This window comes from Frateuria aurantia DSM 6220 (assembly GCF_000242255.2).
GTDB lineage: Bacteria > Pseudomonadota > Gammaproteobacteria > Xanthomonadales > Rhodanobacteraceae > Frateuria > Frateuria aurantia.
The window spans coordinates 968,438-988,767 of record NC_017033.1 but is presented as its reverse complement, the minus strand read 5'-3'; the positions used below and the strand labels follow the sequence as shown (position 1 = coordinate 988,767).

The 20,330-nt window shown below is 65.8% G+C and carries 19 protein-coding genes; 13 read left to right on the top strand and 6 right to left on the bottom strand.

The annotated features are described in order from the left end of the window. Positions 1-10: 10 nt before the first annotated feature. Entirely contained in the window at positions 11-1,909 is a 1,899-nt protein-coding gene (locus FRAAU_RS04410; protein WP_041270834.1) for an ABC-F family ATP-binding cassette domain-containing protein, read from the bottom strand. Positions 1,910-2,057: 148 nt separating this feature from the next. Here FRAAU_RS04410 and FRAAU_RS04405 point away from each other — a divergent pair, with 148 nt between their 5' ends. The 6 genes from FRAAU_RS04405 (at position 2,058) to FRAAU_RS04380 (ending at position 6,496) form a co-directional block, all read left to right on the top strand. Further along, positions 2,058-2,378 carry a hypothetical protein gene (locus FRAAU_RS04405; RefSeq protein WP_342633043.1) on the top strand — a complete coding sequence of 107 codons (321 nt, stop codon included), beginning with the start codon at positions 2,058-2,060 and terminating at the stop codon, positions 2,376-2,378. Between the two features lie 12 nt (positions 2,379-2,390). Continuing rightward, positions 2,391-3,428 carry an agmatine deiminase family protein gene (locus tag FRAAU_RS04400; protein ID WP_014402365.1) on the top strand — a complete coding sequence of 346 codons (1,038 nt, stop codon included), beginning with the start codon at positions 2,391-2,393 and terminating at the stop codon, positions 3,426-3,428. A 27-nt stretch (positions 3,429-3,455) separates the two neighbouring features. After that, the gene (locus FRAAU_RS04395; RefSeq protein ID WP_014402364.1) at positions 3,456-4,346 is read left to right on the top strand and encodes a carbon-nitrogen hydrolase; all 891 of its coding nucleotides are present in this window, start codon (positions 3,456-3,458) and stop codon (positions 4,344-4,346) included. An 88-nt stretch (positions 4,347-4,434) separates the two neighbouring features. Next, positions 4,435-5,676: a TraB/GumN family protein gene (locus tag FRAAU_RS04390; RefSeq protein WP_014402363.1), complete on the top strand. Its 1,242-nt coding sequence runs from the start codon at positions 4,435-4,437 to the stop codon at positions 5,674-5,676. 145 nt (positions 5,677-5,821) lie between these two features. Continuing rightward, a complete protein-coding gene (locus FRAAU_RS04385; RefSeq protein ID WP_052317786.1) occupies positions 5,822-6,127 on the top strand; it encodes a c-type cytochrome in 306 nt (101 codons plus the stop codon). A gap of 15 nt (positions 6,128-6,142) precedes the next feature. Then, positions 6,143-6,496: a c-type cytochrome gene (locus FRAAU_RS04380; RefSeq protein WP_014402361.1), complete on the top strand. Its 354-nt coding sequence runs from the start codon at positions 6,143-6,145 to the stop codon at positions 6,494-6,496. A 195-nt stretch (positions 6,497-6,691) separates the two neighbouring features. On the opposite strand, the gene FRAAU_RS04375 is transcribed toward FRAAU_RS04380, so the two are convergent. Next, positions 6,692-7,303 carry an NfuA family Fe-S biogenesis protein gene (locus FRAAU_RS04375; RefSeq protein ID WP_014402360.1) on the bottom strand — a complete coding sequence of 204 codons (612 nt, stop codon included), beginning with the start codon at positions 7,301-7,303 and terminating at the stop codon, positions 6,692-6,694. 119 nt (positions 7,304-7,422) lie between these two features. Here FRAAU_RS04375 and FRAAU_RS04370 point away from each other — a divergent pair, with 119 nt between their 5' ends. Beyond that, entirely contained in the window at positions 7,423-7,761 is a 339-nt protein-coding gene (locus FRAAU_RS04370; RefSeq protein ID WP_014402359.1) for a 4a-hydroxytetrahydrobiopterin dehydratase, read from the top strand. Positions 7,762-7,767: 6 nt separating this feature from the next. After that, entirely contained in the window at positions 7,768-9,267 is a 1,500-nt protein-coding gene (locus FRAAU_RS04365) for a CPBP family intramembrane glutamic endopeptidase (RefSeq protein WP_014402358.1), read from the top strand. Between the two features lie 19 nt (positions 9,268-9,286). Here the strand turns inward: FRAAU_RS04365 and FRAAU_RS04360 are convergent, their stop codons facing one another. Continuing rightward, complete coding sequence (locus tag FRAAU_RS04360) at positions 9,287-10,246, bottom strand: RluA family pseudouridine synthase (protein WP_014402357.1); 960 nt, start codon at positions 10,244-10,246, stop codon at positions 9,287-9,289. Between the two features lie 188 nt (positions 10,247-10,434). Here FRAAU_RS04360 and FRAAU_RS17125 point away from each other — a divergent pair, with 188 nt between their 5' ends. From FRAAU_RS17125 to FRAAU_RS04345, 4 genes are all read left to right on the top strand, one after another. Then, a complete protein-coding gene (locus FRAAU_RS17125; protein ID WP_156803333.1) occupies positions 10,435-10,587 on the top strand; it encodes a hypothetical protein in 153 nt (50 codons plus the stop codon). Beyond that, entirely contained in the window at positions 10,584-13,844 is a 3,261-nt protein-coding gene (locus FRAAU_RS04355) for an Rne/Rng family ribonuclease (protein WP_014402356.1), read from the top strand. The genes FRAAU_RS17125 and FRAAU_RS04355 overlap by 4 nt, the downstream gene beginning before the upstream one ends. A 61-nt stretch (positions 13,845-13,905) precedes the next feature. Further along, the gene (locus FRAAU_RS04350) at positions 13,906-14,421 is read left to right on the top strand and encodes a 3-hydroxyanthranilate 3,4-dioxygenase (protein ID WP_014402355.1); all 516 of its coding nucleotides are present in this window, start codon (positions 13,906-13,908) and stop codon (positions 14,419-14,421) included. 570 nt (positions 14,422-14,991) lie between these two features. After that, a complete protein-coding gene (locus tag FRAAU_RS04345; RefSeq protein WP_014402354.1) occupies positions 14,992-16,350 on the top strand; it encodes an OmpP1/FadL family transporter in 1,359 nt (452 codons plus the stop codon). A gap of 68 nt (positions 16,351-16,418) precedes the next feature. Here the strand turns inward: FRAAU_RS04345 and tsaE are convergent, their stop codons facing one another. Next, positions 16,419-16,898, bottom strand: coding sequence for a tRNA (adenosine(37)-N6)-threonylcarbamoyltransferase complex ATPase subunit type 1 TsaE (gene tsaE / locus FRAAU_RS04340; protein ID WP_014402353.1), 480 nt, complete (start codon positions 16,896-16,898; stop codon positions 16,419-16,421). Further along, complete coding sequence (locus tag FRAAU_RS04335) at positions 16,891-18,366, bottom strand: bifunctional ADP-dependent NAD(P)H-hydrate dehydratase/NAD(P)H-hydrate epimerase (protein WP_041270368.1); 1,476 nt, start codon at positions 18,364-18,366, stop codon at positions 16,891-16,893. The genes tsaE and FRAAU_RS04335 overlap by 8 nt, the downstream gene beginning before the upstream one ends. Positions 18,367-18,499: 133 nt before the next feature. On the opposite strand from FRAAU_RS04335, the gene queG reads away from it, so the two are divergent. Next, a complete protein-coding gene (gene queG / locus FRAAU_RS04330; RefSeq protein WP_041270830.1) occupies positions 18,500-19,600 on the top strand; it encodes a tRNA epoxyqueuosine(34) reductase QueG in 1,101 nt (366 codons plus the stop codon). Here the strand turns inward: queG and FRAAU_RS04325 are convergent. Then, the gene (locus FRAAU_RS04325) at positions 19,575-20,303 is read right to left on the bottom strand and encodes a pseudouridine synthase (RefSeq protein WP_014402350.1); all 729 of its coding nucleotides are present in this window, start codon (positions 20,301-20,303) and stop codon (positions 19,575-19,577) included. The two genes, queG and FRAAU_RS04325, sit on opposite strands and share 26 nt — an antisense overlap. Positions 20,304-20,330 lie beyond the last annotated feature (27 nt).

Below are 20,330 nucleotides of genomic sequence, written 5' to 3'. Positions count from 1 at the left end.
GCGACATAACTCAGGCTTCCAGGCGTTCGTACTGCTGCATCCAGTCCTGTTCCAGGCGGGCTTTCTCCGCCGCCAGACTGGCCTGCCGGGTACCCAGCTCCTTCACCACCGCCGTCGGACCGCTGTAGATCTCGGGATCAGCCAGCTTGGTCTGAATATCCGCCAGCTCTTCGTCGATACGGGCCATCCGCTGTTCCAGCTTGCTGATCGCCTGACGGACGGCCTTGTCATCGCCGCGCCGAACCGGTGCCGCCGCCGGAGCAGCGGCCACCTTCTTGTCGGCTTTCCTGTCACCCTTCTTGTCGCCCTTGCGATTGGCCGCTCCGCGGCTTTTCAGCCAGCGCGCATAGTCGTCCAGATCACCATCAAAGGATTCGGCCACGCCATCGGCCACCCGCCAGAATTCATCGCAGACCAGACCCAGCAAATGCCGGTCATGCGAAACCAGCACCAGCGCACCGTCGAACTCGGCCAGCGCATCGGCCAAGGCTTCGCGCATGTCCAGATCCAGATGGTTGGTCGGTTCGTCCAGCAGCAGCAGATTGGGCTTTTCCCAGGCGATCAGGGCCAGGGCCAGACGTGCGCGCTCACCGCCCGAGAAACCGTCCACCGACTCGAAAGCCCGGTCGCCCGCGAAATTCCAGGTCCCCAGAAAATCGCGGATGGCCTGCGTCGAAGCCCCAGGCGCCTGCTGCTGCAGATGGTCAAAGGGACTGGCGCCTTCCTGCAGACTCTCCACCGTATGTTGGGCGAAATAGCCGATCTTCAAATCCTTGTGGACCTTGCGCTCGCCGGCCTGCGGTTCCAGCTCGCCGACCAGGGTCTTGACCAGGGTCGACTTGCCCGCGCCGTTGGGTCCAAGCAAGCCGATCCGCTCCCCCGCCTCCAGGCGGAACTGCACGTCAGCCAGAATGGTGACGGCCGCTTCGCCGCCGTCGGCGGGATAGCCGGCCTGGACGGCTTCCAGCTGCAGCATGGAATCGGGCAACCGATCGGGCTTGGCAAAGCTGAAGCGAAACGGCCGTTCAGCACGGATCGCCTCGGTGCCAGCCAGTTTTTCCAGCCGCTTGACCCGGGACTGGGCCTGTCTGGCCTTGCTGGCCTTGGCCTTGAAGCGGTCGACAAAGGACTGCAGATGCGCTCGCTCGGCCTGCTCGCGGACATGGGCGATCTGCTGCTGGCGCAGGTATTCAGCCCGCATGCGCTCAAAGGCACTGTAATTGCCGGTGTACAGCTTGCCGGTCCCCTCGTTCAGATGCAGGGTATGGGTGATCACCCCGTCCATGAATTCGCGGTCATGCGAAATCACCAGCAAGGTGCCCTGGTAGTGGCGCAGCCATTCTTCCAGCCACAGTACCGCGTCCAGATCGAGATGGTTGGTCGGTTCGTCAAGCAGCAGCAGGTCGGAGGGACACATCAAGGCGCGGGCCAGATTCAGGCGCACCCGCCAGCCGCCGGAAAAATCCTTGACCGGTCGCTCATGGGTCTCCGGACTGAAGCCCAGACCGTGCAGCAACCGGCCGGCACGGGCCTGGCCATCGTAGCCGTTGATGTCCTCGATGGTCTGGTGCGCCCTGGCCATGGCATCCATGTCGCCGGCATCCATGGCTTCGGATTCGGCCCGCAAGGCGGCGGCCAGCACTTCGTCACCGCCCAGCACGTAATCGATGGCGGCATCCGGCAAGGCCGGCGTCTCCTGCGCCACCGAGGCCATCCGCACCTTGGACGGCATGTCCAGATCGCCTGAGTCGGCCTCGACATCGCCCTGCAAGGCGGCGAACAGACTGGACTTGCCGCAGCCATTGCGCCCGACCACGCCGAGACGCCAGCCGGTCTGGATCACCAGATCGAGATCCGACAGCAACAGCCGGCTGCCCCGACGCAAAGCAAAATGGCGAAACGCAATCATGGAACACTCAAAGTCATCGATCAGAACGCCCATGATACCGGGCCGGGCGATCAATCCCCATCCTGCCGCACGGCATCGACGCCCTGTATCCTTGCCGCAGGCAGGTCGCTACCATCCTCTTGCTCCCCTCACGATCCGCCCGTCCCGCATGCCGAGGCCTTCCATGTTCCTGCGCGCCACCTTGCTGTGCTGCCTGCTTCTGCTGCCCTGCGCGGCCGTCCCGGCCGGCGCGCAGACCTCCCCGGCCGTCGCCCGCGACCTGCCGTCGCGCGGCATGAGCATGCGCCAGGTCCGCAACCGCTACGGCGCGCCATTGGGCCAGTTGCAGGCGCGCGGCGGGCAGGCTCCGCGGCAGCCGGTGATTCATCGCTGGGTGTATCCGGGATATATTGTCTACTTCGAACGCAGCCGGGTGATCCACTCGGTGGCGACGACTTCCGGCGACGGCATCTCCGCGCCCACCGACTGACAGACCCACATCATGAACGACACCCTTTTCCAGCTGCCGGCCGAATGGGAGCCGCAGGACGCCATCCTGATCGCCTGGCCGCATGCCGGCACCGACTGGGCCGAACGCCTGGCCGAGGTCGAACAGACCTATATCGAGCTGGCCGCCGCGGTCTGCCGGTTCCAGAACCTGCTGATCGTGGTGGCCGACGCAACACTGGAAGATCATGCCCGTGGCCTGCTGCAGGCGCGCGGCGTCGATCCGCAGCGGCTGCGCTGGATCCAGCTGCCTTATGACGATACCTGGCTGCGCGATTCCGGTCCGATCACCCTGCGCGACGGGCAGGGCCGTTTCCAGCTGACCGATTTCCGTTTTACCGGCTGGGGCGGCAAATTCGGCGCCGCACAGGATGACGCGCTGATCGCCGGCCTGGTCGAACGCGGCGTGTTCGGACGTGCCAGCCACCGTCGGGTGGACTGGGCGCTGGAAGGCGGCGGCATCGAGTCCGACGGTCAGGGTACGTTGCTGACCACCTGGAAGTGCCTGCATCAGCGCCATCCCGAGCAGAGCCGCGAGGAGATGGATGCCATCCTGCGTGAGTCGCTGGCCGTGGATCGGGTGCTGTGGCTGGATCACGGCTATCTGGAAGGTGACGATACCGACGCCCATATCGATACGCTGGCCCGTTTCGCCCCGGATGACGTCATCGTCTATCAGGCCTGCGACGACGTCGCCGACATCCATCATGCCGAGCTGGGCGCGATGGGAGCAGAACTGGCCGCCTTGCGTACCACCGCGGGCAAGCCCTACCGGTTGCAGCCGCTGCCCTGGGCTAGGCCGATTCTGGACGAGGGTCGCCGACTGGCCGCCTCCTATGCCAACTATCTGATCATGAACCAGGCCGTGCTGGTGCCGGCCTATGGCGATGCCGCCGATGACGAGGCCGCCCGGCTGATCGGCGCGGCCTACCCGGGCCGCACCGTGGTGCAGGTCCCCTGCCGTGCCCTGATCTGGCAGAACGGCAGCCTGCACTGCATCACCATGCAGCTGCCCGCCGGTCTGGCCGGCTGAGCCCCACCCACCTACTGGAAGCAAGTCATGTCCCGCCCCCCCCTCAAAGTCGCCCTGCTGCAGGACACCGATCGCGGCAGCCGTACTGCCAATCTGGACGCCATCGAGGCCGGCCTGCGTGAAGCCGCCGCCGCCGGCGCCGAACTGGTCCTGCTGCAGGAACTGCACAACGGCCCCTACTTCTGCCAGAACGAGTCGGTGGACACGTTCGATCTGGCCGAGACCATTCCCGGCCCCGGCACCGAGCGGCTGGGCGCTCTGGCCGCCGAACTGCAGCTGGTGCTGGTGGCCTCGCTGTTCGAAAAACGCGCCGCAGGCCTCTATCACAATACCTCGGTGGTGTTCGACCGTTCCGCCGAGATCGCCGGCAAGTATCGAAAGATGCATATCCCGGATGATCCCGCTTTTTACGAGAAGTTCTATTTCACCCCGGGCGATCTGGGCTTCGAGCCGATCGACACCTCGGTAGGCCGCCTCGGCGTACTGGTGTGCTGGGACCAGTGGTATCCGGAAGCCGCCCGGCTGATGGCGCTGGCCGGGGCCGAGCTGCTGCTGTATCCCACCGCGATCGGCTGGGATCCCCGCGATGACGAGGCCGAAAAAGCCCGCCAGCGTGATGCCTGGATTACCGTGCAGCGCGGCCATGCAATTGCCAACGGTCTGCCCCTGCTGGCCTGCAACCGCAGCGGTATCGAGTCTGATCCCAGTGGCGTCGGTGCCGGCATCCAGTTCTGGGGTTCCAGCTTCGTCGCCGGCCCCCAGGGGGAATTCCTGGCTCAGGCCGGCACCGAAGGACGACAGCTGTTGCTGGCCGACGTGGACATGCAGCGCAGCGAGGACGTGCGGCGGATCTGGCCGTTCCTGCGCGATCGCCGCATCGATGCCTATCAGGATCTGGTCAAGCGCTTCCGCGACTGATCCAGCCGGCGCCCCGACGTTCCGCGGCTTGCGGGTGCTCGGGGTCGCCCCCATTGATCTCGGTTGAGACCTGCGAAGAGCGATACCCATGAGTGCTGTTGCACCTGCCCAAGCCGGACCCGACGCGCTGAACGAACAGCCGCTGGAACGCGTCGTCCGCGATGACATCGAATATGTGGTGCTGGGCACCGCCCATGTCTCGCCAGCCAGTGTGGCCGCGGTCAAGACCATCATTGATACCGAGCGCTTCGACGCCATCGCCGTCGAGCTCTGCCCCAGCCGGGCCGCGAGCATGCGTGATCCGGAAGCCTTTCGGCAGATGGACCTGTTTCAGGTGATCCGCCAGGGCAAGACCGGCCTGGTCGCGGCCAGCCTGATCCTGTCCTCGTTCCAGAAGCGACTGGCCGACCAGTACGGGATCGAGCCGGGCGCCGAGATGCTGGCGGCGATGGACGGCGCCGAAGCGCAGCACCGCCCCCTGTGGCTGGTCGACCGCACCGTCAGTACCACCTTGCGCCGGGCCTGGCACAACGTCGGCTGGTGGCAGCGGATGGGTCTGGCCGGCGGCCTGCTGGGCAGCGTCTTCGATCGCAGCGAAGTGCCCCAGCAGGATATCGAGCAACTCAAGCAACGCGACCTGCTGGAAGGCGCCTTCAGTGAGTTCGCCAGCCAGTCCGAGCCGCTGTATCGCAGCCTGATCGCCGAGCGCGACAGCTATATGGCGGCCCGCCTCAGAGAGGAAGCCGCCTCCCTGCCGCCCCGTGATGACGGCGTGCGGCGCAAGGTGCTGGTGGTGATCGGCGCCGGCCATCTGCAGGGACTGGTCAGACAGATCCGGGAACAGCAGCAGCCACCGGTCGAACTGTGCCGGCAGCTGGACGAGACCCCGGCCCCGGCCCGCTGGCCGAAATGGCTGGCCCTGGGTCTGGTACTGGCCATCTTCGCGACCATCGGCTACGCCTTCTACCGCAATCCCAGCCTGGGCACCCATGCCCTAGAGCAGTGGATTCTGCTGACCGGCGGCCTGGCCGCGGCCGGCGCCATCATGGCCGGCGGCCATCCGCTCAGCGTGGTGGCGGCCTTTGTCGCCGCGCCACTGAAGCCCTTCCGGCCGGGCATCCCCTCCGGCGCGGTCAGCGCGATGGTCGAAGCGGCCCTGCGCCGGCCGCGCGTCGCCGACTTCGATACCTTGCGCGACGACATCAGCCACTGGCGGGGCTGGTGGAAAAACCGGGTGGCGCGGGTGCTGTTGAATTTTTTCCTGGTCTGTTTCGGAACCATCGCCGGGGAATATATCGCCGGTTTTCATATTCTTAGCAGCGTATTCTGATCACCTTGCGGGACTTGTCGAGAGGTGATGCGTAATCTCGTCACATGCGCCCCATTGTCCCAGCCCATGGCTGATGACATAATTTGGTGATGCTTTGCACCACGAGCGGCCGGAAACATCCATGAGTTCCTTGAATCGATTGCGCATGTTGGGTTTGGTTGTTGCAGGCATGATGCTTGCCGGGGGCTTGCATGCCGAGGGCGACAAAGCCAACGGACGCAAGCTGGTCTATACCTGCAACGGCTGTCACGGCGTGCCGGGCTGGTCGAATGTCTATCCGTCCTACCCGGTTCCCGAGATCGTCGGCCAGAACCAGCAGTACATAGTCGATGCGCTGGAAGCCTACAAGCACGGGCAGCGCATCCACCCGACCATGCAGGCACAGGCCCAGAGCCTGTCGGATCAGGAGATTGCCGACGTCGCGGCCTATCTCTCCAGCCTGTCCAAGTAACGTAAGGTAATCTGCATGAAACCTGCGCTTGTTTTGATCAGCTTCGGCATGGCCTGCGCCCTGTCCGCCACATCAGCGATGGCAGCGGAGGTCTCTCCCGGCCAGGCCAAGGCCGCCGCCTGCGCCGCATGCCACGGTACCGACGGCAACGGCACGTCCTCGCAATATCCGCGACTGGCCGGCCAGTACGACAGCTACCTGCGTCAGACCCTGCACGAATACCAGAGCGGCCAGCGCCGCAACGCGATCATGCAGGCCATCGCCCGCGGCCTGTCCGAACAGGATATCGCCGATCTGACCGGCTACTATTCCAGCCTGCCGACGCATCTGACGATCACCAAGACCTATATCCAGGGCGGCAGCGACTGAGTGCCCTGCCGGGAGCGAGCGATCGCCCCCGGATGCGTCGACAATCTGCGGGAAACGGCCTGGGCGCGCTGCCGCCTGCGGCCCATCTCGTCATCCGAGCGTGTTCGTATCTGGTTGGTACCGCCTGCCGACCTGGCCCTGGCGCCGGCAGGATCTCCCTCGCCAGACGCCCATCTTTATCAAGCCGCGACTGAATCAACCCGCGACCGAAGCCCCTTCCCCGGCCTGGGCGTAATAGGGCTGGCTGCCGGTGCTGTGATCCGTGGCATCGCGCACGGCCGTGATCTGCGGCACCCGTGCCATCAAGGTGGTCTCGATCCCCTGCTTGAGGGTCACGTCCGCCATGCCGCAACCATGGCAGCCGCCACCAAAGCGCAACCACACCACCCCGTCGGCGGTCACCTCGACCAGACTGACCCGGCCTCCGTGGGCCGCGATCTGCGGATTGACCTCGGCGTCCAGTACATACTGCACACGAGCGATCATGCCGGCATCTTCGCCCGGCACCTCGCCCTTGATCCGTGGCGCGCGGATATTCAGCACCCCGCCGGTGGCCTGGGGCTCGTAGTCGATGCTGGCACCTTCCAGCCACGGCGCGGCGGCACCATCGACGTACAAGGTGAAGCCCTCGCATTCCAGCGACCATTCATCGCCATCGAGTTCGGCCGGCTCGCAGAAAGCCAGTTCGCAATTGGCTTCGGGGGTGCCCGGCGCCGAGGCTGTCAGGCGGATGCCAAGATCATCGATTTGCTGTTGCCGCAGCAAACGCAGAAAATGGGTCTGGGCCCGTTCGGAAATCTCTATCATTCGTTCACTCCCGCCCTTCGGCGTGGGCCACCGGTGCCCGTTACAGCTGTCTAGTCTAATCCTTCTTGCGGGACCGCGCGGCTCCGACCACCGCTCTCGCCCCTGCCAGGTGCCCCGCCATGACCCTGACCGAACTTGCACGCCTGCACTGCCAGTCCCGGCATGGATCGCCTCCGCTGGGTTCGCTGCAGGCCCAGGAGCTGCTGGCCTTGTTGCCGGGCTGGAATCTCGCCGACGGTGGCCGCGCCTTGCAGCGCCGCTTAGATTTTCCCGACTTTCAGCGCACGCTGGGCTTCATCAATGCCGTCGGCTATATCGCCAATCAGCAAGACCACCATCCCGACCTGCAGGCCGCCTATGGCTTCTGCGAACTGACCTGGACCACTCACGACACAGGTGGTCTGTCGCTGAATGATTTTATCTGCGCAGCCCGCTGCCAGGCCCTCATCGACGGCTGACCCGCCATGGCCCGGATCTTTCGCTACGCGGGCCTCGCTGTCGCGGTACTGATGCTGCTGGGATTCGCGGACTGGCTGAGCCGACAGCTGGTCGCCTCGCAGCTGGCCCTGAGTGCCGACCATGATCGCCTGACATGGCAGCAGGGGCTGCCGCGCTGGCAGTGGGATCTGCAGAAGCCTGAACAATTGATCGCCAAGCGGGTTTTCGGTCCCGCTCTCGCCGGTGCGGACCCCGGCGGACTGAGACTGACCGCGCAGACCTCGGCACCCTATCAACTGGGGCTGCGGCTGACGGGGCCGATAGACCTTGGCCACTGGCCGCGACTGCATCTGGACTACCGCTCCGACCAGGTCCTGTTACTGGCTGTGATCGCGGCAGGCGGCCACCGGGCAGCCTGCAACAGTCCGTTCTGGTCCCTGCCGCCGGGGCACGACATGAAGCTGGCTCTGGACCAGGTCCCATGGCATACGGACGATGGCCGGTCCTGCCGGCCCGGCCGGGCCGATATTCTGCGTCTGGTGCTGAAGTCCGCACCAGGCCGGGTCTGGCAGTTGCGTCGGGCCGCCCTGTGGCCGACCGGCCGGCCCGGAACCTCCGTACTCGCCACCGCAGAGATCGCCCCGACGATCAACTTGCCTGACGGCCGCCGCGCCGCTCGGCAAGTGCTCGATCAAGCCGCGCAACGTTATCCGCATGCGGCAGCGCCGATCGTGACCCTCGCCTCGGCGACGCCGGCCGGTGGATTGCTGCAATGGCGCGATGCCATCCGGGCACACTGGCCGGGTGCCATCGTGGTGCCGCAAGCGGCCGATGCGAGCCTGGCTGCGTTCCGGCTGCCGCTGGCCTGGTGGGTCCTGGGTGGCTATGCCCTGGCCTTGCTGGTACTCCTCCGTTACCCGCTGCCATCCCGACAGGGGGCGCTGGAAGCACTGGCCTGCATGGCCGGTCCGCTATGGCTGATCGTCGGGATGCATTTCGGTCGCCCCGATCCGGGGGCCAGTGCCGCGGCAGCCGCGCTGGGGCTGATCAGCGCCGCACGCATGGGCTGGTCATCCACACCCCTCCGCCAGGGCGAGACCGCGACCAGACTCGCGCACTGGCTGCGACCGCTGGCCTTGCTGCCCATCGCCCTGCTCCTGGCCCGCAGCGGACACACCCCGCTGACCTGGCCCGGCGTCGGGCACGGTCTGGTCTATCTGGCCTGGGCTCTGCTGCAACAGGCCTTGATGCTGCGGGTGGTCCTGCCACGCATGCAGCGCAGCCTGCCTGCCGGGCTGGCGCTGCTCGCGACAGCCGGCCTGTTCATGCTGCTGCATGCGCCCAATGGCGAGCTGATGCAGGCCTGCCTGCTGGCGGAGCTGTACTGGGCCTGGTGCTACCAGCGTGATCGCCACCTGCTGCCGATCGCCGTCGGCCATGCCGCCGCCGCTTTGCTGTTGCAGGCCGGCATGGGGCCGCAGAGTCTGGTCCGCTCGCTGGAGGTCAGTGCCCGCTTCATGCAATGAAGCGGGCAGACAGCAGAGCTCAGCGCCGCTTGCGGCTCAACCGGTCCAGCACTTCGCGCAGATCGTCCGGCAACGGCGTCGAAAAGGCGTAGGCCCGCCCGTCCAGACTGAAGTCCATGCTGGCGGCATGCAGGAACAGGCGGTTCAGGCCCTGCTCGCGGAAGCGTTTGTTGGCCTCCTTGTCGCCGTACTTCGGGTCACCGGCCAGCGGGTGGCCGACATGGGCGGCATGGACGCGGATCTGATGGGTGCGGCCCGTGCCCAGCGTGGCCTGCATGAGACGGCTGCCGGGATACTGCTCCATCTCCTTGAAAAACGTCAGCGAAGGCTTGCCGCCATCAGCGACCCGCACCATCCGCTCGCCCCCCTGCATCACCGATTTCAGCAGCGGCGCATTGACATCGAATTTGGCCCGCGAAGGATGGCCGACCATCAGACACAGATAGTGTTTGTTGACCTCGCCGGCTCGAATCGCGCTCTGCAGTCCCAACAGGCCCGAACGGGTCTTGGCGAAGACCAGCACGCCACTGGTATCCCGGTCCAGCCGATGGACCAGTTCCAGCGACTCATTCGGGCGAGCCGCCCGCAGCAGCTCGATCGCGCCGTGGGAGACCCCGCTTCCGCCATGGCTGGCAATGCCCGAAGGCTTGTCGATGGCCAGGAAGTGCTTGTCCTCGAAAATGATGGCCTCGCTGACCTGGGCGATCATCGTGTCAGGAGCCGCGACCGGCCGCTCGCGCTCTTCCTGCCGGATCGGCGGAATCCGCAGCGTATCGCCTTCGGTCAGCCGGGTATCCGGCTTGGCCCGCTTGCCGTTCACACGGACCTGGCCGGTGCGCAACAGTCGGTAGATCATGCTTTTGGGCACCCCCTTCAAAAGCGTGACCAAGGCGTTGTCGATCCGCTGGCCTTCGCGCTCGGGCCCGACGACCAATTGGCGCACGCCCGGGGATGAGGTGGGGGAAGTTACCGTCTGCATTGAAAATGTCCGAAGAAAAAAGGATACTCGAGAAGCGTCGATACGTCTGCCTTGCCTTGGCATCTGGCAGATGAAGCCGGCCGTCACGCGTCCATCGTCATGCGTCCTTCCCTTCAGGAAACGACATCATCGACCCTGTCATCGTAACGGTTCGGCTTGGTGTTTGTCCGCCGCCGAAGTGTACGGGCATGCAGACGCTGCTGCAGAATTTCACCGGTACCTGGTTATGGGTGCCGACTGGTTTACCGCTCGCGCTGCAACGCGAGGACGGGCAGGCCGCCATCACAGGCGCCACCCGACCGAACGATGCGCGGAGCCGCTTGAAAGGAACTGACAAATGAAGCGTATGTTGATCAACGCAACTCAGCGTGAGGAGTTGCGTGTGGCTATCGTCGATGGCCAGACATTATATGATCTGGACATTGAAATCCCATCACGGGAACAGAAAAAAGCCAATATCTACAAAGGTCGCATCACCCGCGTCGAACCCTCGCTGGAAGCCTGTTTCATCGATTACGGCGGCGAGCGCCACGGCTTTCTGTCGCTGAAGGAAGTCGCCCGCGAATACTTCACCCCGGGCGTGGACCCGCACAAGGCCGGCATCCGCGAACTGCTGAAGGAAGGCCAGGAACTGGTCGTCCAGGTCGAAAAGGAAGAGCGTGGCAACAAGGGCGCGGCCCTGACCACCTTCATCAGTCTGGCCGGCCGCTACATGGTGCTGATGCCGAACAACCCCAAGGCCGGCGGTGTCTCCCGTCGTATCGAGGGCGAGGACAGGCAGGCCCTGAAGGAAGCCCTGGAGCACCTGACGGTGCCCGATTCGGTCGGTCTGATCGTGCGTACCGCCGGCCTGGGCCGCGACGCCGAGGAGCTGCAATGGGATCTGGACTATCTCCTGCAGCTGTGGAAAGCCATTTCCCAGGCGGCCAGCGCCCAGCGCGCGCCCTTCCTGATCTATCAGGAATCGAAGCTGTTCATCCGCGCCCTGCGCGACTATCTGCGCAATGACATCGGCGAAATCCTGATCGACGAGGAGTCGCTGTACAACGATGCACGCCAGTTCATGCAGCAGGTGATGCCCAACTCCCTGCGCAAGCTGAAGCTGTACCAGGACGATACCCCGCTGTTCTCGCGCTATCAGATCGAAACCCAGATCGAGAGCGCCTTCGAGCGCCAGGTCAGGCTGCCCTCCGGCGGTTCGATCGTGATCGATCAGACCGAGGCGCTGACCTCGATCGACATCAACTCGGCGCGCGCCACCAAGGGTGGCGACATCGAGGAAACCGCCTTCAACACCAACCTGGAAGCGGCGGTGGAAATCGCTCGCCAGGCGCGCATCCGCGATACCGGCGGACTGATCGTGATCGACTTCATCGACATGGACAGCCCCAAGCACCAGCGCGAAGTGGAAGAGCAACTGAAGAGCGCCCTGAAGCTGGACCGAGCCCGCATCCAGGTCGGCCGCATCTCGCGTTTCGGACTGCTGGAAATGTCGCGTCAACGCCTGCGCCCCTCGCTGGGCGAAGCGACCCAGATCGTCTGCCCGCGTTGCGAGGGCCATGGTCATATCCGCAGCGTCGAATCGCTGGCGCTCTCGACCCTGCGTCTGATCGAAGAGCACGCGATGAAGGACAACACCGGGCAGGTCCTGGTGCAGGCCCCGCCGACCGTCGCCAACTACATGTTGAACGAGAAGCGGGCCAGCGTGGTCGAGATCGAGATGCGCCACAAGGTGCATGTCGTCGTCGTGGCCGATCGCAAGCTGCAGACTCCGCACATCGAGATCCAGCGCATCCGTGAAGTGGACATGGGTGAGCATTCCAAACCCAGCTACGAGCGCCTGACCGCGGTCAGCGCCACGCCGATCCCGAAAATGGGTCAGGCGCTGGGCAGCAGCGAGCAGCCCGCCGTCAGCGGCATCATGCCGGCCAGCCCTGCACCGGTCCGCGAGGAAGCCGAGGCCGCCGCCCCCGTGGCAGCGGCTCCCGCAGCCCGTCCGACGGCGAGCGCACCGCAGGGCGGACTGTTCTCGCGACTGTTCTCCTGGCTGCGGGCTCCCGCGGCTGCGGAACCCGAAGCCACCGCCGCCCCGGTCGCCAGCGAAAAGGGGCGCGCACGGTCGAATCCGGCCGAAACCGGCAACGGGCGCGGCCAGCGTCCGTCGCGCGAAGATCGCCGCTCAAGCCGCAACGACGACTCGCAGGATGGTTCCGGCCAGAACGGTCGTGGCAATCGCGGTGAGCGCGGTGAGCGCGGTGAGCGCGGTGAGCGCCAGGATCGTGCATCGAACCCGGCCAAGCATGGCAACAACGCCAAGCGCAATCGCAACGAACGTCCGGAGCGTGGCGAGCGGGCGGAACGCCAGGAACGTCCGGAAAAGACCGAACGTCCCGAAAGAAACGAACGCAACGACGTCCAGGCTCGACAGGCGGCTCCCAAGCCGCCCCGCCCGCCTCGCCAGAACGCGGCCGAGACTGCGGTCGAGGGGGATGAAAACAAAACCCGTCAACAGAACCGTGTTCGTCAGGAGCAGGTTCGCAAGCCGGAAAATTCGCCGGCTGTCGAAACCGAACCGAAGCCGGCACCGGCTCCCGTACCCGTCGACGACGTGCCGCCTGAGCAGGCCGTCACGGCTGAAAACGCCATAGCGAACCCGTCCGAAATCGCCGACCAGAGCGACCAGGGTGAAACCGGAAGCGGCACCTCGCGGCGACGTCGCGGCCGCCGCGGCGGTCGTCGTCGTCGTCGTCCGGAAGACGGTCTGCCCGGCACGGAATCGACCGAAGCAACCGAAGCAACCGGCAACGAAGGTGATGATGCGACCGCCGACAAGGACGATGCCGTCGCCACCGAGGCGCCTGCGGACACCACCCCCAAGGCACCGCGCAAGCCCCGTCAGCCTCGCCAGCCCCGTCAACCGGCCGTCGAGCCCGACTCTGGCAGCGACGGCCGCCCGGAGCGTGGCGAAAACCGGAGCCTGGATCTGCCCATGTTGCCGCCGGTCCCGACCGAAGGCCGTGAAGCCCAGGCCGTGACGCCCCCGATCGACAGGCCCGCTGCAGTGCTTCCCGCGACGCCTGCCAAGGTCGAGGTCGTGGCCGAGCCGGTGACGGTGACCGGGCCGACGCGGCCGTCACCTGCGCCGGAGCGGCCGGTACCCGCCCCGCCAGTCGTCGCGCCTGCCGTGACCCCGGCATCGGTCACCCCTGCGGCCACCAGCCAGCCGGCAAAGTCGGAGACCAGCGCCATCGCAGCCGATGTCGTCAAATCCGATGTCGTCGAAGCCAAGGTCGAAGCCAAGCCCGCTCCCGCCGCCGCAACGGTCGAGGCCGCCACGGACGTCGTGGCCGTGGCCGTGCCCGAGCCGACCAAGCCCATGGCTCCGGTCATGGCAGTACCGGCAACGGCCAAGGCCGTACCCGAGCCCGTTGCCAGCTTCGAAGTGGCTGAAACCGCGACCTCCGAGCCGGCGCCTGTGCCCCGGCAAGCCGGACCGGCGGAATCAGGGGCGGCCGAGTCCGCACCGCCGGCGACCACCGAACCGGTGGCCAAGCCGGAGCCGGCCGACCGATCGGAACAGCCCTCCTCCCAGGGCTGAACCTCGCCGGCGGAGTCAGCCGACTCCGCCGGCCTAGTCCCAAGCACCCTTGGAAACGCCCATGACGCTGGCCCCGCCCTTCAATCTGCAGGCCTGGATCGAGACGAACCGGCATTTGCTGAAGCCGCCCGTCGGCAACAAGTGCATCGTCGATGGCGACTTCATCATCATGATCGTGGGCGGCCCCAACAGCCGCACCGACTACCATGTCGATGAAGGTCCCGAGCTGTTCTACCAGATGGAGGGCGAGATGGTGCTGAAGGTGCAGGACCAGGGTCAGTGCCGGGATATCCCGATCCGTGCCGGTGAAATGTTCTATCTGCCACCGCAGGTCCCGCATTCGCCACGACGCATGGCCGGCTCGATCGGTCTGGTGGTCGAACGCAAACGACTCGCCCACGAGCTGGACGGCATGATCTGGTACTGCCCTGACTGCAATCACAAGCTGTTCGAAGCCTCCTTCGCGCTGCAGGACATCGAGGCTGATCTGCCGCCCTTGTTCAGCCGGTTTTACGGCTCCCTGCAGGCGCGCACCTGCAGCCGTTGCGGCCGTGTCCATCCGCTCCCCGCGAGCTGATCCGCCGACATACTGGCCAGTACGGACGACTCCCCAGTAGAATTCGGCGCATGGGCGGCGGCCACCGGTGGCGCGTTGCAGCAGATCCGGCAGGCAAGAGGCCTCGTGCACGAAGCCCGACCGTCCGCGATTGCCATGAATTTGAAACAACTGCCTTGATTTACAGCCGCTTGCGCCACAACGATGGCGGCCATGTGGGGGAAACGCACGATCACTCGAACCTATTGCAGTGCGCCTTGCCGAGATGGCGGCACTCAAATAACGTTTAGCCAACAATTGCAGGGCCGCCGTCACGTCAGGTGACGACCCCATACGAGGCTTGCCATGGACGTATTTGAAGCCCGCTCGGTCTGTGCTCAACACAGGTTCGGGTATCGACCAGGGATCGACGGTCGCCACACCGCTCCCCACTCACTGCCGGCCGGCGCTGATGCCGCCGGCCCCGAGGCCTTCCCCCTCCATCGGATCCGTCCGGCAGCACCAAGCTGCTGAGCGCATCCGCCTGACCGCCGTCCCCACGGCACACGGCCGAACCCGGGCCACGACGTTTAATTATCAGGAGACACGATCTTGAACTTTACCCTCCCCCGCCAAAAGTCCGGGTCGGCCGCTTCCGCCCGCATCGCCATCAGCGTCGCCATCATCGCCGCTCTGGGTCTGCCGGCACTGGCCCAGGCCGCCTCCTTCCAGCTGCCCGTCGGCAGCGCCGCCACCCTCGGCCGCGCCGGCGCCGGCGGCTCGCTGTATGACAATGATCCGACTGCCGCCTACAGCAACCCCGCCGCCCTGGGTTTCTTCACCGAGTCGGTTCACGAGACCACCTTCATGGGCCTCCGCCCGACGGCCAAGTTTCAGGGCAACTTCACCGACTATGCCGGCAAGCCGATCAGCGGCAGCAATCCGGACGGTTTCGGCCGGCCCAAGTTCATGGGCAACGGCGCATCGGCCTTCAAGATCAATGACCATCTGGTGATCGGCACCAGCTTCAATGTGCCTTACGCCCTGTCCAGCCATTACAACAGCAACTGGGCGGGCCGCTATTTCGGCAACCGCACGGCCATCCGCAATTATCAGGCGACGCTGTCAGCCGGCTACAAGGTCAATGACGAGTTCTCGATGGGTCTGGGCGTGATCGCCTCCTATACCCGAGCCACCATCGGTACCACCATCGATGCCGGCAGCACAGCCAGCCTGCTGGGCCGGCCGGTACCGCCGCAGGCCGCCGACGTCTATCTGAATGTCAATGCCAAGCGCAGTGTGGAAGTCGGCTACGTGTTCGGCTTCGAATACAAGCCCACTGACCGTGATCGCATCGGCGCCAGCTACCATTCGCGAATCCAGAACACCTTGTCGGGTACCTACAACCTGAGTGGCAGCGCGACCGGGCTGGCATTGATCGGAGCGGCCATGCCTGGCGTAGGCCTGACCGGCCGTGGCTCCGCTCGTCTGGATATCCCGGCGACCGCCAACTTCGACTACCTGCATATCTTCAACTCGCGCTTTACCCTGGGCGCCTCGGCGCAGTGGACCGGCTGGGGCACCTTCAAGGACCTGGCCCTGAGCAGCAATGGCAAGCAGCTGGTCAGTCTGCCGCAGAACAACAAGGATGCCTGGATGTACTCGATCGGCGGCGATTACCGCTTTACCGATCGCTGGACCCTGCACGCCGGTATCGCCTACGACGAGACCCCGACCGTGGACGGCACCCGCGACCCGCGCCTGCCCGATGGCAGCCGCAAGATCGTCGGCGTGGGCTTCGGCTATCAGGCGACCCGCAAGCTGAAGCTGGATATGGGCTATCAGCATCAGTTCGTCAGCAATGTCCGCGTCAGCCAGCAGAATCAGGTCCTGCTAGGTGCTGGCATTATGAACGGCTATTTCGAAGACAGCGGCGACCTGCTGTCGCTGACGGCCACCTACCACTTCTGATGAAACCCGGCGGTGGAAGCCCGATGGGCTCTCCACTGCTGAAGATCAAGCACCCCGTTGCGGCCGGTTCAATCCGGCCGCAACGTTTTCAGCACGGCTTCGCCACGCGGGGACAAGGCCGCCAGTCGCGCCTCCCGCCCTTCACCGGCATAGCCCAGATCGATACGCAGATCGGCGGCTGGCAGCATGCCGCGCCCCTGATCGGGCCATTCCACCAGCACGATGGCCCCGGGATCGGCCAGGGATTCCAGTCCCAGCCACTCCAGCTCGCCCGGATCGGCAATCCGGTAAAGATCCAAGTGCCAGGCCGTGCCATGGGTCCAGGGATAGGACTCGACCAGACTGTAGGTCGGACTCTTGATCCGCCCGGTCACCCCCAGATGCTGCAGCAAGGCCCGCGAGAAGCTGCTTTTGCCCGCCCCCAGCGGCCCGTGCAGTTCCACGCTCAATCCCGTCGGGGTGATCGCTCCGGCTAGCCCTTGGGCCAGCGCGCGGGTCTCGGCTTCGGTGTCCAGTACCCGTCTGAATGCAGGCGCCTTCTCAAGCATGAGCCTGTCCATTGACCAGAGCCCGCAGCTCGGGCAGCAGATCCGTGGGCAGCAGGCCGCGCTCCCCGGCACGGGCCGCGCGGTCGCCCGCCAGCGCATGCAGGGCAACCCCCAGTCCGGCAGCCTCCCAGGGATGATGTCCCTGTACCAGCAAGGCGCCGATGATACCGGTCAGGGTATCGCCCATACCGCCGACAGCCATACCCGGATTGCCCCAGGGGCAGTAGACGATGCGCCCATCCGGATCGCCGATCAGGCTGCCCGCCCCCTTCAGCACCACCACGGCCCGGTATCGCTGCGCCAGCGCCCGCACTGCGGCGTAGCGGTCCGCTTCGATATCGGGAACCGTGGTGTGCAACAGACGCGCCGCCTCGCCCGGATGAGGCGTCAGCACCAGCTGCCCGGGCAGGGCATGGGACTCCTGGGCCAGCATGTTCAGACCGTCGGCATCCAGCACCATCGGCTTGCCGCTGTCCAGCGCCGTCAGCCACAGGGCATGCCCCCAGGCGCCCTGGCCCAGGCCAGGACCGACCGCCAGACCGGTGACCTTCTCCAGCATCGATTCCAGTGCAGGCGGGCCATTGACACCGAGCGCCATCACTTCGGGGCAACGGGTATTGAAGGCGAGCACCTGCTCGCTGCGGGTGGCCACACTGACCAGACCGGCACCGCTGCGCAAGGCCGCCATCGCCGTCAGATGCACGGCCCCGCCCGTGCCATGTTCGCCGCCGACCACCAGCAGGTGGCCATTGCGGCCTTTGTGCATCGCACGCGGGCGAGGCGGCAGCTGTGGCCAAGGCAATGCCGTCGCTACCGGCGACAAGGCCGTCACGGCCTCCTCCAGTCCCAGCGGCTCGATGATCAGCCGACCAGCCCAGTCCCTGGCCTGGCCGGTGACCAGACCGGACTTGCCGGCCAGAAAAGTGATGGTTGCATCAGCCCGTACCACCGCACCCGGCGCGGCACCGGTATCGGCATTGAGACCCGAGGGGCAGTCCAGCGCCAGCACCGGAACCGTACCGGCATTCAAGGCCTGGATCAGATCGGCGGCCAGTCCTTCCGGCGCCCGGTTCAGGCCGATACCGAAAATCGCGTCCACCTGCAGATCGGCCTGCGGCAGCGGCTGGCCCGGTACATGGACCTGCACCTGCACTCCGGCTTTCTGCAGAGCCTCGAAACCGGGATGGGATGCCGTCAACGGCGCCAGCGCAATGACATCGACCTGCCAATCGGCGGCCTTCGCAAGCGCCGCCAGCAGGCAGCCATCGCCGCCGTTGTTGCCTGGACCGCAGCAGACCAGCAGCGAACGGGCCAAGGGCCACTCGGATCGAAGCCGCTGCCAGGCGGCCTGGGCCGCCCGCTTCATCAGCGCATCGACAGGCAGCTGCAACACCTCGAGGGCATGGCGTTCCAGCTGGCGGATCTGGGCGGTGCCGTACACGGCCCGGGAAGCGAGAATCTCAGTCATGCCGGCAGTATAAATCCCCCGGCGGGACATGATGCAGCCTCTGGCAGCAGAGGCCCGGCGCAACGATGGCCGCGGCCGGGCCAATCGCCCCATCCGCTCGCGAGCCTGCCATCCCCTGCCTACAATAGACGGCATGAGTCTTGCCTCCGCCATCGACTATCACCACCTTGCCCGCCGCATCAAATACTGGGCCGGCGAACTGGGCTTTGCCGACACCGGCATTGCCGATGTCGCGCTGGGTGACGATGAAGGCCATCTGCAACGCTGGCTGGATGCAGGCTTTCATGGCGAGATGGACTATATGGCCCGCCACGGCATGAAACGGGCCCGCCCGGCGGAACTTGAGCCGGGCACCCGGCGGGTGATCTCGGTGCGGATGGACTATATCCCTCCCGGCTTGCCCCATGCCTGGGAGGTGATTGCCGATCCCGCGGCCGGCTATGTCGCCCGCTATGCACTGGGGCGCGACTACCACAAGCTGATGCGCAACCGGCTGCAGAAACTGGCCGAGCGGATCCGGGAAGTCACCGGCGACTTCGGCTACCGCGCTTTCGTCGACTCCGCGCCGGTGCTGGAAAAGGCGCTGGCCCGCAATGCCGGCCTGGGCTGGATCGGCAAGCACACGGTGGTGATCAACCGCCGTGCCGGCTCGTATTTTTTTCTCGGCGAGCTGTACACCGACCTGCCGCTGCCGGTGGATGCACCGGCCAGCGCGCATTGCGGCAGTTGCAGCCGCTGCATCGACATCTGTCCCACCCGGGCCATCGTGGCCCCTTACCGGCTGGATGCGCGGCGCTGCATTTCCTATCTGACCATCGAGCTGCAGGGCTCGATTCCCGAGCCGCTGCGCGCGCCGATCGGCAACCGCATCTTCGGTTGCGACGACTGCCAGCTGGTCTGTCCATGGAACAAGTTTGCCCAGCTCAGCACCGAGCCCGACTTCGCCCCCCGCCATCAACTGGACGGCCCGCGGCTGATCGATCTGTTCAGCTGGAGCGAAGCGACCTTTCTGGACCGCACCCAGGGGATGGCGATCCGGCGGACCGGCCATGCCGGCTGGTCACGCAATATCGCCGTAGCCCTGGGCAATGCGACGCCGACACCCGCCGTCTGGTCGGCCTTGATGAGCCGTGCCCTGGATCCTTCGGACCTGGTCCGCGAGCATGTGCAATGGGCACTGGCACGCCAGCGCCAGCTGCAGCAGACACTCAGTCTTCGGTTCCGGCCGGCTTGAACAGACGCCGGACCTCGTCCTCGCCCAGCAGACGCCATTGCCCGGGTTCCAGGCCGCCCATGTCCATGCCGCCCACGGCAATGCGCTGCAGACGTTCGACGTGGTTGCCCACCGCCGCGAACATCCGCCGGACCTGGTGGTAACGCCCTTCGGTCAGAACCAGCCGGGCCTTGCGCGGCCCCAGCACCTGCAATTCGGCCGGCGCCAGCGGCGTGGTCTCCGATTCCAGCAGCAGGGTGCCGGCGGCGAAAATGGCCGCCTCGTCGCCCCTGAGATCATTGGCCAGCTCCGCCTCGTAGACCTTGGCGATCTCGGCCTTGGGCGAAATGATCCTGTGCAGCAGAGCGCCGTCATCGGTGAGCAGCAGCAGGCCCGAGGTGTCGCGATCCAACCGGCCCACCGTGGACAGTGCCGGGTTGCGCAGGCTGAAGCGCGGCGGCATCAGATCATAGATGACCCGACCCGGATCCTTGCGCGAGCAGGTCACCCCCAGCGGCTTGTGCAGCATGATCACCATGCCGGCCGGCGGATCCAGCGGCTCGCCGTCAAAACGGATATCCGCGTGTTCGGCATGGACGCCAAGCTGGTCATCGGCGTACAGCACTTCGCCTTCGGCGTCGGTCACCAGCCCCTGACGGAACCAGGCCGTGACCTGCTTGCGCGAGCCATAACCGAGATTGGCAATCAGTTTGATCAGTTTCATGAAAGATACTCAGATATGTAGTCATGC

What these genes read in the sequence shown, in the direction of transcription:
- FRAAU_RS04395 (WP_014402364.1), top strand. Translation starts at nt 3,456, where the DNA reads ATGTCCCGCCCCCCCCTCAAAGTCGCCCTGCTGCAGGACACCGATCGC.
- FRAAU_RS04390 (WP_014402363.1), top strand. Translation starts at nt 4,435, where the DNA reads ATGAGTGCTGTTGCACCTGCCCAAGCCGGACCCGACGCGCTGAACGAA.
- FRAAU_RS04325 (WP_014402350.1), bottom strand. Translation starts at nt 20,303, where the DNA reads ATGAAACTGATCAAACTGATTGCCAATCTCGGTTATGGCTCGCGCAAG.
- tsaE (WP_014402353.1), bottom strand. Translation starts at nt 16,898, where the DNA reads ATGCTTGAGAAGGCGCCTGCATTCAGACGGGTACTGGACACCGAAGCC.
- queG (WP_041270830.1), top strand. Translation starts at nt 18,500, where the DNA reads ATGAGTCTTGCCTCCGCCATCGACTATCACCACCTTGCCCGCCGCATC.
- FRAAU_RS04405 (WP_342633043.1), top strand. Translation starts at nt 2,058, where the DNA reads ATGCCGAGGCCTTCCATGTTCCTGCGCGCCACCTTGCTGTGCTGCCTG.
- FRAAU_RS04400 (WP_014402365.1), top strand. Translation starts at nt 2,391, where the DNA reads ATGAACGACACCCTTTTCCAGCTGCCGGCCGAATGGGAGCCGCAGGAC.
- FRAAU_RS17125 (WP_156803333.1), top strand. Translation starts at nt 10,435, where the DNA reads ATGCAGACGCTGCTGCAGAATTTCACCGGTACCTGGTTATGGGTGCCG.
- FRAAU_RS04385 (WP_052317786.1), top strand. Translation starts at nt 5,822, where the DNA reads ATGTTGGGTTTGGTTGTTGCAGGCATGATGCTTGCCGGGGGCTTGCAT.
- FRAAU_RS04375 (WP_014402360.1), bottom strand. Translation starts at nt 7,303, where the DNA reads ATGATAGAGATTTCCGAACGGGCCCAGACCCATTTTCTGCGTTTGCTG.
- FRAAU_RS04355 (WP_014402356.1), top strand. Translation starts at nt 10,584, where the DNA reads ATGAAGCGTATGTTGATCAACGCAACTCAGCGTGAGGAGTTGCGTGTG.
- FRAAU_RS04350 (WP_014402355.1), top strand. Translation starts at nt 13,906, where the DNA reads ATGACGCTGGCCCCGCCCTTCAATCTGCAGGCCTGGATCGAGACGAAC.
- FRAAU_RS04360 (WP_014402357.1), bottom strand. Translation starts at nt 10,246, where the DNA reads ATGCAGACGGTAACTTCCCCCACCTCATCCCCGGGCGTGCGCCAATTG.
- FRAAU_RS04335 (WP_041270368.1), bottom strand. Translation starts at nt 18,366, where the DNA reads ATGACTGAGATTCTCGCTTCCCGGGCCGTGTACGGCACCGCCCAGATC.
- FRAAU_RS04380 (WP_014402361.1), top strand. Translation starts at nt 6,143, where the DNA reads ATGAAACCTGCGCTTGTTTTGATCAGCTTCGGCATGGCCTGCGCCCTG.
- FRAAU_RS04410 (WP_041270834.1), bottom strand. Translation starts at nt 1,909, where the DNA reads ATGATTGCGTTTCGCCATTTTGCTTTGCGTCGGGGCAGCCGGCTGTTG.
- FRAAU_RS04370 (WP_014402359.1), top strand. Translation starts at nt 7,423, where the DNA reads ATGACCCTGACCGAACTTGCACGCCTGCACTGCCAGTCCCGGCATGGA.
- FRAAU_RS04365 (WP_014402358.1), top strand. Translation starts at nt 7,768, where the DNA reads ATGGCCCGGATCTTTCGCTACGCGGGCCTCGCTGTCGCGGTACTGATG.